This window comes from Aliifodinibius sp. S!AR15-10, from assembly GCF_031569985.1.
In the GTDB taxonomy this organism is placed as follows: Bacteria; Bacteroidota; Rhodothermia; order Balneolales; family Balneolaceae; genus JAMQKA01.
Genome location: NZ_JAMQKA010000020.1, coordinates 44,426 through 57,833, shown reverse-complemented (window position 1 = coordinate 57,833; position 13,408 = coordinate 44,426). Strand labels below are relative to the sequence as shown.

Sequence of the window (13,408 nt, the reverse complement as noted above, 5' to 3'; positions counted from 1 at the left end):
CAAGAGATAATAAAAAAGGCGGACGCATTTCATAACGTCCGCCAATGGTAAAATGTTGGAAATACTTTTAAAACTTCAATAACACACCGAAAACGACCCTTCCATTAGAAGATGAAGGTACATTTTGTTGTTGTACATCATCATAAAAACTTTCACCAACATCAGAATAACGGTATTCGACAAAAGGTTTTAGTACTGGTATTGCACTTATTTCAGCACCGACAAGGGCATTCCAGTATATTTTACTTTCACTGTCGTCTAAATTATCGGGCAGGTCACTACCTTCCAGATCAACGGTATTCGAACCGAGACCTAAACCAACATACGGCTTCAATAAACCTATGGAAACTCCTCCAAGGGCAGTTACTCCGAAATCATAATCTTTCACCTCTGTATCTGCGTATAAATTACCATTGGATCTCACATCATTCTCTTCACTAAAGTTGCTAAAGTGAGCGCGCAGGCCCAGCTGCACAATTGGTAATTTGTTTAGAATTCCTCTTTCAATGCGTACTCCAAACCCATTTTTAGGTTCTTCATCCCGGATCTCGTACGATGCTCCCACGCCCCACTGTGCGGCGGCTTGATTTGGGGTAACGGAGCCTATGAGGATTACACCTGCTAATACCATTAATACTCTCTTAAAATTGTCCATAGAATAATTTCCTTATTTAAATTAGTGCACAAAGTTGTTGATTTGGCGTTAGTTTAAGTTCACTACGCTAGATTTCCAAATAATTAAACAAGGACAAAACGATTACGTTCCACAGTAATTCCACTACTACTGGATAATGCTTTTTTGTATCTGATCACACCTGTTAAAAACGGTGGGTATAGCTTACCTTGATTGCACCGGCCCGCTGGGTGGTGCGGAACCGCTGCATGGGGTTTTCGATCCAGTTGTGATTGTACACCAGGTACACATCTGAGCCGGGCGTGATAATCCATCGCAAGCGGTTATTCATGGCCAACAGCTTACTCAAGTTATCGTATTGGACATTTGTAGTGATGAAAAGTGAAGTTGTCAGGTCTATATTCGCCTCAAAACGAAACAGATCGGTAGAAAAGTCTCCCTCTGCGAGATCTACTTTGGTATGAATATATTCAGGGGCCAGTTCAATGCCGGGATACGGCCTGACCGTCACTTCACCGCCAAACTCTGTACTTGTTCCTGACCAGAACCCACCGGTCCTAACATTCAGTTCGGCCGAAATCCGGCGATAGGGAGCGGTTTCAACAGCAGATTCCATACCCCATGTCACATACTCGTCAACCGGAATGATGATCGACCCATCTCTTCTGATGTCAAACGGTTCCTGTAGGCGTTCGTAATTTCGGAACACATCCACTTGCAGAACGTCCCCGGTCATGAATGTAACATCAAACAGTGTAAGCCGCTCCTCCTGCGTTAACAGTTTAAAATCGAGGTCCATAAGATGCTCGAACCGAAATTCCCAGTCAATTTGCTGAACGATATTACTCTCGGGGAACTGGGGGGAATATTCGACGGAAGGCTGCAGGCGGCGAAAAGCATTACGTGGCGTGAAACCAACGGCTGGATCGAAAGCGCGACCGAATTCACGATACGATACGTGCCCGGCCCACGGCTGGTTGGGATAATTGATACGGATTCCGCGGGAGGAGCGGTCCCACAGGTTCGTCCCGTCATCCAAAAGAAAGGGGGAGTTGTGGAATACAAAAAAGGCCTGGAACTGCAGATTATTGGACCCCATAAAGTTGGAGGTCCCAAGCTCAAGATCGGCTCCAAAGGTGTGTCGGTCTTGCAGTGCTGGTGTCAGCTCTTCACTATCCTGTGTGGAACGACGGGTATAGATCATACCAATGGTACTTTCTGAGCCAATATTACGTTTGACCCTGGCCACGGAAAAATTTTCTGGCTGCACGGCCCCTTTCTCCCCTGTGCGAACATGCAGAAGTGCCATGTTGTACTTGCCGGCATTGCCCAGGATACGCGCACCGTAGGTAATCGGGATCGGTTCCCCACCCTGCAAGCCAATACGGCGACTAAAAAAGGGATTTATTCTACTAGTCGGTGCAAACTCATAAATATTGGCACCCTCAAGGAAGAAATCTCTCTGCTCGGGAAATTGTAGTGGAAAGCGGGTGAGATTTACTTGCCGCTGGTCCACCTCCGCCTCGGCAAAATCGGTATTAAAGGTTACTGAAGCCTTCAGGCTGGGCGTTATGCTGTAGTTCACATCAAAACCACCATCAACGTTGGTGTCTGTAGTTGTTGGAGAGGCAGCCTGATCTTCACTTGCGTTTACAATCCCAAACGGCACAACTTCCAGGCCTAACCCCTGGGAAGCCCCTTTTAATCCCGTCAGGACACCGGCATCCTGCGGTCGAGAGATGCCTTGGTTACGGTGATAGCCGGTCCAAAGAGCAGTTTCGTTTTTACGACGTATCACCCGCATAAAGTTGGCACCCCAACGGTCACTTTCCGCATCAAAATTAAAAGTTCTGAACGGAATCTTTATCTCGGCGGACCATCCAAAATCACCGATCACTGTTCGTGCATCCCAGATACCGTCCCAGTTGAAATTAATTGCATTCCCCTGCCCCGTACTTATTAACCCGTCGGTTCGGAGTCCATTGGGATTGATTTCCAGGAAATAGGCGCTCCGCTGGTCATTAAACGTATCGAAGATCCAGGTAAAGCGTTCATCAGAAACGATACGCACATCGCGCCTTTTTTGATATGCCTTGATCCCTGAGGGATTGCTGTCATACAGCGTTACTCCCAAATACATATATTCCTCATCAAAAGCGATATGTACTTCTGTCCGCTCCGTTGCCATGGCGCCCTCCCTCGGTTCCTGTTGGCGAAAATTGGTGGCCGGCTCTATCTTGCGCCAAAATGGTTCGTCCACACGACCGTCAAAAACAACATTTTCATCGGAACTAAGTTGATAGGCCTCAATTTGTTTTCGTTGCTTTTCCCCTTGGGCAAATAGTAGAGAAGGAACCAAAAGATATATTAAAAGTAGTAATCCGAAAAAGTGATCGGTTTGCAACAGAACCTTTTTGTATCGTTTTATTTCCATATAAAACAAGTATCTGCAGACGGGAGAGAGCCATTTTAACCCGACAATTAATATTTGTGTCTAAAACGCAATCCCTGGTGGGTAGCACCAAATGTGAGAGCAAAAAATAAAATAATGATTTAACGGGCAAGGTGTGTCTTTGAAAAAAATCTCAAAGAAAAAGGTCATGTACCATGAGGGCAATCCCGCTCACTCGCTGTGTGCATTGTTGGCAAAGTCTATTTGCACAGTGTGCTGTCGATCTGACTCTTCATAAGAATACGAAATTTCCAGATCCGACTGGTTAACAATCCGCCTCACTATTGAGAGACCAAGCCCGATGGAGCTGGTACTTTGATCAGCCTTTTTGAATCGTTTAAAAAGATCGTTGGGATCGATTTTCAGTGCCTTTCCTTTATTAGCTATCACCAGCTTTTCGCTGTCCAAACTAATATCGATATAACCTTCGGCAACATTATGTTTAATAGCATTCTGTAACAAATTGGTCCACAGTATATCGGCCAGTACCGGGTGCATCTGTACCTGGACATCATCCTGGAGATTTGCTTCCACGCGCAGACCGTTGAGCGTAATTAATTCATCAAAGGTACTCAAACTGTCTTTGATCAGGTTGGTAAAGTTTACTTGTTGAGAGTTACTGAATTCGTGGTTCTCAATTTTTGTAAGCAAGCCCAGCGATTCACTCAATTTGGAAAGCTTGCGAATTGCAGCCTGGGCTGACTCCACATATTGAAATTGCTCCGGTTTCAACTCGGTTTCGGTCAGCAGCTCCAGTTTACCCTGGGCGATTGAAAGAGGTGTTTGAAGCTCATGGGAAGCATTTTCAGCAAATTCTTTCAGGTTCTGATAGTCCTTAACGGCCTTGGTAGTCATCTCATCGACAAACCGGTTAAGTTCGTCAAACTCTTTGACACTGGTTTTTTCCGCCTTAATGGGTTCCCGCTGATTCAGTTTGAAATCGCGTATTTTTTCAAGGGTCTCCCGAAATGGCTTAAAGAGTCTCCCTGACACCAGGAAACCAACTCCCAGCGCTCCTACCACCTGGAGGCCTAAAATCCATAGCAATGTTTTTACCACAGCTTCAATAATATCGTCTGATTCCACAATAGCACCCCATGTAGAAATGTAGTAGGAACGGTCGTTAATCTGTCGATAAGCTGAGACTTTCACATTGTGCTCCATTCGCCGAAGGTGGGGATGCCAAGCCATTGTATCGGTAGCAATCACGCGTTCATTGACCTGCCCTTCAAGCTCTCGAATTATCAAATTTCGGTCTTGGAATTTTTCAATCGTCTGTGTGCTGTCGAACCCGAAATCACGGCCTTCTTCAATGAGATAGCCTATGCGATCGATGCGATCCATATATCGCCAGCGGAGCTCGGTGTCGATCTCATCCTTAATCAGGTAATAGGATATGATCCCCCCAGCCGACAAGACAATAATAGTCACCAGCAGATAAATTAACAGGAATTTGTTGACAAGCTTCATCAGGATAAAATCTTAAATTTGTAACCGATCCCGTAGATCGACTCGATGTAGTCCCCGGCCCCGGCATTGACCATCTTTTTGCGTAAGTTTTTGATGTGCTGATAAACGAAATCGAGGTTATCGAGATGGTCGACATAGTCGCCCCACAAGTGCTCGGCGATAGTCTGCTTGGAGAGTACACGATTTTTGTTGGCAGAAAAATAGACCAGCAGATCATATTCTTTGGGAGTCAAATCGACATGTTCTCCATCAACCGTAACTTCCATTGTGTCGGTATTGATTTTAATTTCATTCACCCGGATAATCTCATCGCCGCCCAAGTTTTTCCTCCGGTTTACGGCCTTTATGCGTGCATGGAGTTCGGAAAGGTGAAATGGCTTTGTGAGGTAATCGTCAGCTCCCAGTTCAAGGCCTTTTACCTTATCGTCCAGTGAGTTTTTGGCAGAAATAATGATGGTACCTGTTTCTTTGTTGACGGACTTTAACTCCTGCAATAGCTGCAGTCCATTCCCTTCGGGCAGCATTATATCGATAAGCACGATATCATAACTGTATGACATTATCTTATCGAAACCCTGCTCGTAATCTTTTGCTGACTCACAGATATACCCTTCCCTCTCGAGGTAGGTCAGGATGTTGTCCAGCAGATCTTCATTATCTTCTACAACCAACAGTTTCATGTCAAGAAGTATAAGGTACTATTTTGAAGCAAAATTGAAGTTTTTCTGTTTCAATACTAAGGATTCCTGACACGAACTTATCTGTAAAGGAACGCTAAATTATTAAAATATCTAAGCAGTTGTCATGTTTACTTGGTCGTTTTTACCTCTGCCTTGCTTGCAAAAGAAAATCCAAAAGTATGTTGTTGAAGTAATTCTTTATACCTTATATTTGCAGTCTCTAAATTTTATCACGCATTTGCCCGAGTGGCGGAATTGGTAGACGCGAGGGACTTAAAATCTTTCCGAACCGCCCCCTGCAACGCCTGAAGCCCGTTTTTCGCTTTTCTGTTACCGGTTTGTTACCTAAAATCGGGTCCCATATCGTATTTCTCCCCCGGTTTGGGCGAATGAAAATCTGGTTCACCCAAACAAAGCCCTTCGTAAAATAGGTACTTCATCCTGCGACGTTAACCGCAAACCAACTAGCAGGAGGAACCATTATGGACTTCGCCGTTTATCCGTTCAAACGAAATAACAAATACCGGCTCTACGTGCGCTTCGAAGATGAGCAGGGCAACCGCAGGCACCTGTCGACCGGGGTCACCTACCCGCTGGATGCTTCTAAAAGGGAGCGAAAGCAGGCCCAAAAGCGAGCCGAAAAGAAAGCGACCCAATTGGTAGTGGAATATTTTAAAGACTACCGGGTCCAGCAGGAGCAGAAGAACAGGGCCATGCTGCTCTCCGACTACCTGGAGGACTACTATTACCCTCATGTCCGCTCTTCGTGTGCAAAGACTACCCTCACGACCTACAAGAAAGGGCTAAGGTATTTCCTTCGAATCATCGGGGATCACCCCATTGATTCCTACGATAGACAGATGATCAACGAATACAAGCTGCATCGCTTTGATAAGGAGGACGTCCGAAAGACCACGATTAATATTGAATTACGGTCGATTAAAGCCGCCTTCTCGTGGGCCTATAAAAATGATTATCTAGACAAACACCCATACAAGGGGCAAGACTTCATGTTTGATGCCAAAAGCAAACGGCGTGAATTCAAAAAGAAAGAGATCAATCGCCTGCTAAAACAGACCGAGGGGCAGGTTATCGGACTCGTCGTTCGCTTGGCCTATTATACCGGCATGCGTATTGGGGAGATGACCCGGATCACCTGGGGCATGGTCAACCTCGAAGAGCGCTACCTGCACTTGCCCGCTGAAATAACAAAAACAGGTAAAGATCGGATGATCCCGTTGGGAAAGAAGGCCTTCAACATCGTGAAAATTCTCGAAAACGTGTTGGCGAAAAAGATCAAAAAGGATCCGGACTTCTATATAGGTATGGATGAGACCGACTATCCCCTTCTGCAAAAACAAAGGGGCCATGGGCATTACGCTCGCCGTAGCATTGAGCAAAAGTTTCGGCGCTGCATGAACGCGGCAGGCTTGCCCAAGGAGCTTACCTTTCACTGCCTCCGTCATTCGTTTGCGACTCATGTGCTGGAAAAAGAAGGAGCTAACATCTATGGGGTGAGTAAAATTATGGGACACTCAACCCCGACTGTGACTGCTAGTTTCTATGATCATACCACGGCACTTAATTATCGAGAAATAGCTGATATGATATAATCAAACTTAATTTAACACCCTGCGAGTTACTCCTCGCAGGGTTCAATTTAAGATTCCTGCTCTGTAAAAGGCCTAAATTGCATTGTAAACTGACTTTCGCCTAAAAGCAGATGACTCATAAAATATTCAACGGGCTATTAGTTTTATCTTTCAATGCTGTGTTCAATTTAATTAAGCACATCACTATTTAAAAAAATGAGACAATTCTTAAATAAGAGACTAACTTATTTAATGAAATGATATTAGAGTTAAATAGAAGGTCTGAACACCGATATTTGCGCCTTATTAGATCAGCACAAACCTATTTGTGTTGCATATTTTTTCGTATGTGAAACACAAAATGATTAGTGTTTCACAGGTGAGACGTAAACTTCTACTAAAATTCATGAAGCCTTTTGTACCTCATTATTTACTCATCTGCAGGAATTACTTTTAATATTTTTTCGGATTGATCGTTGGCATTTCTTCATAGTTAGTTATACTGACCTTAAAATCTTTTTCTTTTTTCGGCTGCTTCCCGGGCATGGGCTGTTGGACGTGTGGCTGTGGTTTTTTCAATAAAAATGATACCATCGTAGAGTTTCTTGGGATTCTCATCTACATAGTTAGAAGACATTGGGTAGCCCCAATTGGCAATTTGTACCTGATGAGGCGTATTTAAAAATTGTTCAACGGCTGGATTATCCGAAGGTATCCGGAAATCTAGTATCATATTCCCAATGTTGGTACGCGACAAATACCATTCAAGTGATCCGACGGGAGCCGGAGGAAGAGTTAAGACTTTGAGATCTCCCGGGGCCTCTCCATAATTCAATATCCTCGTCTGATAAGAACCTTCGTTGAACCTGAAGCCGAAAGCATAATACTGATCACTATACTGCTTTCGTAGCATATAGCCGAACTTGGAATATCCATCGGATTCATCCACCCTTATATGGGCATTATGTTGCCAAATAATAAATTTTTCATCCGGACTTGAACGATCAACCAAATACATTAGGTTTTCAGCCATATATTTAGATCGTTCTGAAATTTCTGCTGTATTAGCCAATATCCATTGTTCCATAACCTTGATGTATTGCAAATTTTGATCGAATTCCAACGGCGAAGAGGCAGCAATGTATTTGTCTTTATTGGCGGCTAGATGACTGATTAAACTCTGTAGCCGAGGTAAAACATCTATCATTATTTTTCTATCGCTATCATCCAGCAACATAGGCCAGTCTGGCTCTAATTTCGAAAGAATCTGGAAAATGGAATCGGCGGCAGATACTTTATTAAGGTCGTGCTTCGATAAATAGGCTATGATACTTTTCCTGCCCAAATCGTTGTTCCATAGGTCCACACCATAAAACCGAACCTTCTTTGCATCCGGAAGCCCTTCATTATAGCTGCGTAGCCAGTCGAGCATTTCCGAAAACTCTTCGGTATCCCAGGCAATATAGCCTTGACCAGACAATACGGCTGCACGATCGCCCTTCCCATAAAGGACATAATCGTTGATGGGTTGGCATGCCGCATAACTAGACTCGAGCGCGAACGCATTAAAATCCATTTCTGTAACCAGAAATTCCAACAGTCGGTGTTTGAATTGGAAGAACTCTCGGGTACCGTGTGTTGCTTCACCAAGTCCAACTATTTTGACGTCCTGCAAAATCTTCTTCAAAAGCCGCAAGTCATTGAAATCATTTCCAGCCTCAATGTGGTGGATCGGTATTGCATTTTGCTGAAGATGCTCCTGAAGGGCTTGGATTGTAGCTTCATGCTGAACACGTTCGGTTATAAGCCGCTGCTTATATTCCGCAGGGGAAAGCAACTCCATAACCTGGATTTTGTATTTCCCGCTGTCGGCAGGTGATTCAAAAGGATATATATCCAGTTGGTAGTTTCCGGAAGTTTTTGCCTCTATTTCTACATGATCCGTGGCCTGGATTCCTGTAGGAGCATTAAGCTCGACTATTTTTTCACCAATAGGATTAACTGCTGTAACTGCAACATCAATGCCAGACTGTTCGACGGTAATATGCACAAATTGCCCGGATTCCAGCCACACCTGGTAAGTATGTTGCTCTCCTTTAGAGATGGAACTTTCAAGTGTATCTCCCAATACCAGCGTTTTCTTCTGCCCGAAAACACTGGAAAAAGTCAGCAACAGAAGTACAAACAGACAAATAGATGAGGTTTTCATACCATAACTCCCTAAATAAATGAGATAAAATAGTTTGTGACTTTTGATTTTAGCGCAGGTCATGCATAATATAAACCAATATTAATTATATACTTACAACTAAGTCAATACCTAATATTGCTGTTTGAAAATTATATGAAATCAAACTGCTTCTCTAGGGATTGCAATTATTGCGGCAGCAACTTGTTTGTCCAATGGCTCCTCAGTTGGCAGGTTTTCCCATAAGTACTTCAAATCCTTTTTTGCAATCGGATTTTTTATCAGCCACGATTTCAATTCTCTGAGGCTGTTAATATTTCTGCCTCGCTTGTAGGTCGAATCCTCTTCAGCTTTGTCAAAATATGGATGATAGACGTCAAGCAGAAGCTGACTAAACTCATAACAATCGATTGAATAGCTTTGGAGTTTATAGTGACTCTGGAACAAGCCATAAAAGTCTTTATAGATACTTAAACGGTTTTTGTCTGGATTTTCTTGATTTCCTACATTTTTAATCCACTTATTGATCAAATCCTCAAACGTATTTAAAGCGAGTCGTTTTCTATTCGGAAGCAGTTCTATCCTCCCTTCATTAAGCCGACTCACCATATCAAGAACATATCTATCAGCTTCCTTAAGCCGGTCAGTGATATTTGTACATTGGGGTAGTCGCTCTCGCAAAAATCCGCAGATTTCAGGTAGATCCCTGAAAAGATCTCCATTTCTGATTAGTACCCACTTTGGTGCTCTTTTCTTAGTGCCCCGGATGGCAAAAAAGCCCCAGTGCGCATCAGATTTCACAATGCTAACTCTGGAAAGCACTTTTGCTGTAACCTCTTTAAACTTCTCGTATAGATCCTGATCTATCAACCCATCTTCTTCAATAAAGGCACGAACCGGCTTAAACGCATCATCAACACCAGCCCACTCTCGATCCTCTTCCTGGCGCTTCTTATAGAGTTCCTCCATAAGCTCTGGGTCAATTTTCTCTTTCCCATTCACGGTAAATTCGTCCGGGACTTTAATATTTGAACCGATCACATTATTAACTAAGTCGTGCCGTTCGATAAATTTTTTATCAGCTTCAAGCTGAAATACCTTGTGATCCCTGGGCCAATAAATATCAATTTTGTCGTGAGGGCTATCTAACCGATCTACCCGTCCCGCCCGTTGCTCAGCCTTGCGTATAACAGTAGGCATATCCAGAAAAACGACTGCTGATGATTTCTGTAGGTTTACTCCCTCCGACAACGCATCTGTACAAAGACCAATAACCGATGAACTTTCAGAGGAAGGATGGAATAACTCTTGTAATTCCTCCTTTCCTCCATCATTCCGACCACCGGTTGCAATCACTAACTGGGTGCCATCCGATATACGCTCTTGTATGTGCTTGTTTATAACCGAATGTGTAATAACAATCTCATCAAAGGCCAATATATGGCTGTGCTCTTCAAGCAAATCAGCTAAAAAATAAGCTTTGGATCGCTCCCGACTGTCGCTCATCTGTTTTACACAATCTGCTATTCTGCTAAGTAAATCTATTTCCTGCTGAACAGCTTCAGAATACAACTCTTCATCGGTTAGCCAGTCAGGCAAATACTTTTTGTCAATGTTTTTAACCCTGGGAAGGCCGTCGATATCTTCTAATGAGGCAATGATATTACCAGATGAGGTTTTTGACAGAGCCCCAATTTCGGCCCACTTGCAAGCTTCTTTAGTACCTAAGAGATGTTCTATTAACGCCGCCCTGGAGGAACGCAAGCAGTTCTTAATATTATATCGTGATAGCGCAGGTGCCGATCTTATTCGCCCATTTACAAAATCTTGTGGATCAACGCCCTCTTCGAGTAGTTCTTTTGGCATATTGATCCGCTTCAAAAAGAGAATTCCTTTCAAATCATTACTTAACCGGTCAATCTTTCTTCCCAGTTCGACATCTCGCTCTTCCTGATCGATGGGATACGTATTACATACATGTTTGGGAAAGCGACACAGGTTTCCGTCACCATCCTGAAAGGCATGCGGTCTGCGATCTATAATCTCGTTTATCTCCCTTTTTGTACGTCGGACGATAAACTTTTGGGAATACTTTTTCAGATGGCCAAGGATCTGGTCACTAGGTTTAGCCCTGCTACGTCTTCTAGTTCGTTTTAATTTCTTATACGCTTTGTAGGCTTCTTCAGAAAGATTATCTAACCCCAGGAGCTCAACCATCCGAAGCAGGTCATTCCATTTTTTGTTGATTGGAGTAGCTGTAAATAGGATTACATGATCAGCCTTGTTATTTCGAATCGACTGTGTCCTGTTTGACGAAATATTCAGATAGTTATGGGCCTCATCCACTAAGAGCACGGTGGCATCCTGGATATCCTCTAAATGGGTTTGATTCTTAGAGCTGTCCAACCGACTCAGAATGCCATGAGATATTGGGTTAGCCACGGTAAAGGTTAGATTATCCAATTCCTCCTGCCAGTTGACCAGTACCAACGGTGGAGCAATAATTTTATATTTACTTCTGCTACCCCGTCCCTGCTGCCAAAAACGGTTCAATAAAGCCGCGAGAAGATGAGCCCCAACTCTCGTTTTACCAGAACCTGTAGGCTCAGCAATTAGTACACTCCCCTCATTATCCAAAATATACAACGCTTGCCCAATCGCTTGCCGCTGCGTCGGCCATAAAGCGAACTCTTGCCCTGGATGTAAGTTTTTGAAGTATTTCTCTACCCAGTCACCTTCCAACAGTTCTGCTATTGCCCGAGCCAGTGCCTCTTCCCAATTTACAAGTTGGAGCAGCTTTTTAAGTAGCTCCAGTAAGTCTTGATTGTACCCCTTGCTTTTAGATTTGTAGTGTTCCGCAATTTTTTTGTGCTCATCGTACTCGGGCTTTTCTTTGCCGTACCGCACGTTGATTTCGGCCTGATCTTCCATTCCCGAATAGGAAAAATTGCTGGATCCCATAACCAGGTGGTGATCCCCAACATATACCTTCCCATGTAATGTGGGATGAAGCCTGAACTGAATTTCATTGTCCTCGATAGCCTTTGTCAGTGACAGCAGGGGACCATTTAACTTGATTGATATCCCTTTTTCAAGCCAATAATCAGCAATGTGGCGGGATAGGGTGTTTTTTCTTTGGGTAAGGCGCTTTTTGATGAGTTCTTCCTGGATAATCGGCTCATTGCCTAAAACAATGGTGATATTTCTATCCCGCCAAATTTCTTCATCTCCAATCTCTTGGATTAGATATTCAAGAGAACTAAAACCGGTTAGGATTAAATAGTTTTGCGAGGCTTTCAGATCTCTGCTAACCCAAGTTCCAACTTTTCCCTTTTCGTTGTTCAGTGGATATTGGGCAGCAGGAGGCCACTGCCATTTGAATAATTCTCTTTGTTCATCTTTCGCCATCCCCAGAAATATTTATGTTTCAAAATTTAATAATAATGAAATCAGCTTTTATATACATTCTCTTGATGCCATTCCAAAAACGCCGCTGAAGGTCGCTCATTCGTTGGTTCCGGTATTTGTGAAAGCTGCTCTCCATACCAGGCGGAGTATTCTCTTCCATTTTCATATTCTTCTCTGATACGTTGGCTGATTTCCATCTTCAAATCTTTGGTTAAGGTCATATATCCCTTATCGAAAAGGATATGCATATCTGATCTTAGTAACAGTCCATTACTGGTCAAGTTAGGACCAGATTCAGCGTAGGGTTTAATATGAGCGGCCTCCAAAACAGGTAGAGTCTTCTCACCAGTTATAGCACATCTTCGGGAATAGGTATCTGTGACCAATACGCGGAAGGCACCTTGACCTATACGGGAACGGATCTCGTACTTTTGCCCATATCGTTCCCCTTCCTCGTAAACGAGTTCCGGTTCCTTTGAATCGGTCTCTTTATTGGACAGTCTTTCCTGAATCTGACTCCAAAGACGATCACAGATGGCATCATTGGTATCATAGGTTTTGCCCTGCACAATGTTTTTGCTCCAGTTGGATGGAACTGGTATCCAATCTTCTCTATCAAAGAAAAATGGTTCGGTCAGAATGGTACAGCCGATTGAGGGATTTAAAACGTTGTCATTTCTCAATTTGATTATCAGTTCTCGGAACCGATCATACGTAGCTGCACCGTTTTTAATACCAAAAGCATCCCATGCCAGGGAGAGGGGAAGGATGGAGTGGCGGACGAAGAAACCGCCACCGACTACATAATCATTGGGGCTGTGAAGCTTAAAAATAAAGAAAGCTCCCTCTGAGATAGCTTTAAAATTTGTTGTACTGCTCGGCCCGCCAGAAGTTCACCTCGTCCGGCTTATGATGAGCCAGAAAGTGAAACCAATCGTCATCTGTAACGGCCAAGAAGAACTTCATGAGTTAACCAAACCATAA

Annotated in this window: 8 protein-coding genes; 1 reads left to right on the top strand and 7 read right to left on the bottom strand. The window is 43.6% G+C overall.

The features are described from left to right. Positions 1-67: 67 nt before the first annotated feature. From NC796_RS14100 to NC796_RS14085, 4 genes are all read right to left on the bottom strand, one after another. Positions 68-655 carry an outer membrane beta-barrel protein gene (locus tag NC796_RS14100; RefSeq protein WP_310685277.1) on the bottom strand — a complete coding sequence of 196 codons (588 nt, stop codon included), beginning with the start codon at positions 653-655 and terminating at the stop codon, positions 68-70. Positions 656-818: 163 nt separating this feature from the next. Continuing rightward, on the bottom strand, positions 819-3,068 hold the full coding sequence (locus tag NC796_RS14095; protein WP_310685275.1) for a DUF5916 domain-containing protein: 2,250 nt from the start codon (positions 3,066-3,068) through the stop codon (positions 819-821). A 189-nt stretch (positions 3,069-3,257) separates the two neighbouring features. Further along, a complete protein-coding gene (locus NC796_RS14090; RefSeq protein ID WP_310685272.1) occupies positions 3,258-4,556 on the bottom strand; it encodes a HAMP domain-containing sensor histidine kinase in 1,299 nt (432 codons plus the stop codon). Next, the gene (locus tag NC796_RS14085; protein ID WP_310685270.1) at positions 4,556-5,236 is read right to left on the bottom strand and encodes a response regulator transcription factor; all 681 of its coding nucleotides are present in this window, start codon (positions 5,234-5,236) and stop codon (positions 4,556-4,558) included. The genes NC796_RS14090 and NC796_RS14085 overlap by 1 nt, the downstream gene beginning before the upstream one ends. 482 nt (positions 5,237-5,718) lie before the next feature. Between NC796_RS14085 and NC796_RS14080 the strand changes: the two genes are divergently transcribed. Then, entirely contained in the window at positions 5,719-6,849 is a 1,131-nt protein-coding gene (locus NC796_RS14080) for a tyrosine-type recombinase/integrase (RefSeq protein ID WP_310685269.1), read from the top strand. A gap of 487 nt (positions 6,850-7,336) precedes the next feature. Here NC796_RS14080 and NC796_RS14075 read toward each other — a convergent pair whose 3' ends face one another. The 3 genes from NC796_RS14075 to NC796_RS14065 form a co-directional block, all read right to left on the bottom strand. Then, entirely contained in the window at positions 7,337-9,037 is a 1,701-nt protein-coding gene (locus tag NC796_RS14075) for an erythromycin esterase family protein (protein WP_310685268.1), read from the bottom strand. A 141-nt stretch (positions 9,038-9,178) separates the two neighbouring features. Further along, entirely contained in the window at positions 9,179-12,424 is a 3,246-nt protein-coding gene (locus NC796_RS14070; RefSeq protein ID WP_310685267.1) for an SNF2-related protein, read from the bottom strand. A 41-nt stretch (positions 12,425-12,465) separates the two neighbouring features. After that, the gene (locus NC796_RS14065; RefSeq protein ID WP_310685265.1) at positions 12,466-13,107 is read right to left on the bottom strand and encodes an HNH endonuclease; all 642 of its coding nucleotides are present in this window, start codon (positions 13,105-13,107) and stop codon (positions 12,466-12,468) included. Positions 13,108-13,408 lie beyond the last annotated feature (301 nt).

Bases quoted from the DNA above. Each gene is read 5' to 3' on its own strand.
- NC796_RS14100 (WP_310685277.1), bottom strand. From the start codon at position 655: ATGGACAATTTTAAGAGAGTATTAATGGTATTAGCAGGTGTAATCCTC.
- NC796_RS14095 (WP_310685275.1), bottom strand. From the start codon at position 3,068: ATGGAAATAAAACGATACAAAAAGGTTCTGTTGCAAACCGATCACTTT.
- NC796_RS14090 (WP_310685272.1), bottom strand. From the start codon at position 4,556: ATGAAGCTTGTCAACAAATTCCTGTTAATTTATCTGCTGGTGACTATT.
- NC796_RS14085 (WP_310685270.1), bottom strand. From the start codon at position 5,236: ATGAAACTGTTGGTTGTAGAAGATAATGAAGATCTGCTGGACAACATC.
- NC796_RS14080 (WP_310685269.1), top strand. From the start codon at position 5,719: ATGGACTTCGCCGTTTATCCGTTCAAACGAAATAACAAATACCGGCTC.
- NC796_RS14075 (WP_310685268.1), bottom strand. From the start codon at position 9,037: ATGAAAACCTCATCTATTTGTCTGTTTGTACTTCTGTTGCTGACTTTT.
- NC796_RS14070 (WP_310685267.1), bottom strand. From the start codon at position 12,424: ATGGCGAAAGATGAACAAAGAGAATTATTCAAATGGCAGTGGCCTCCT.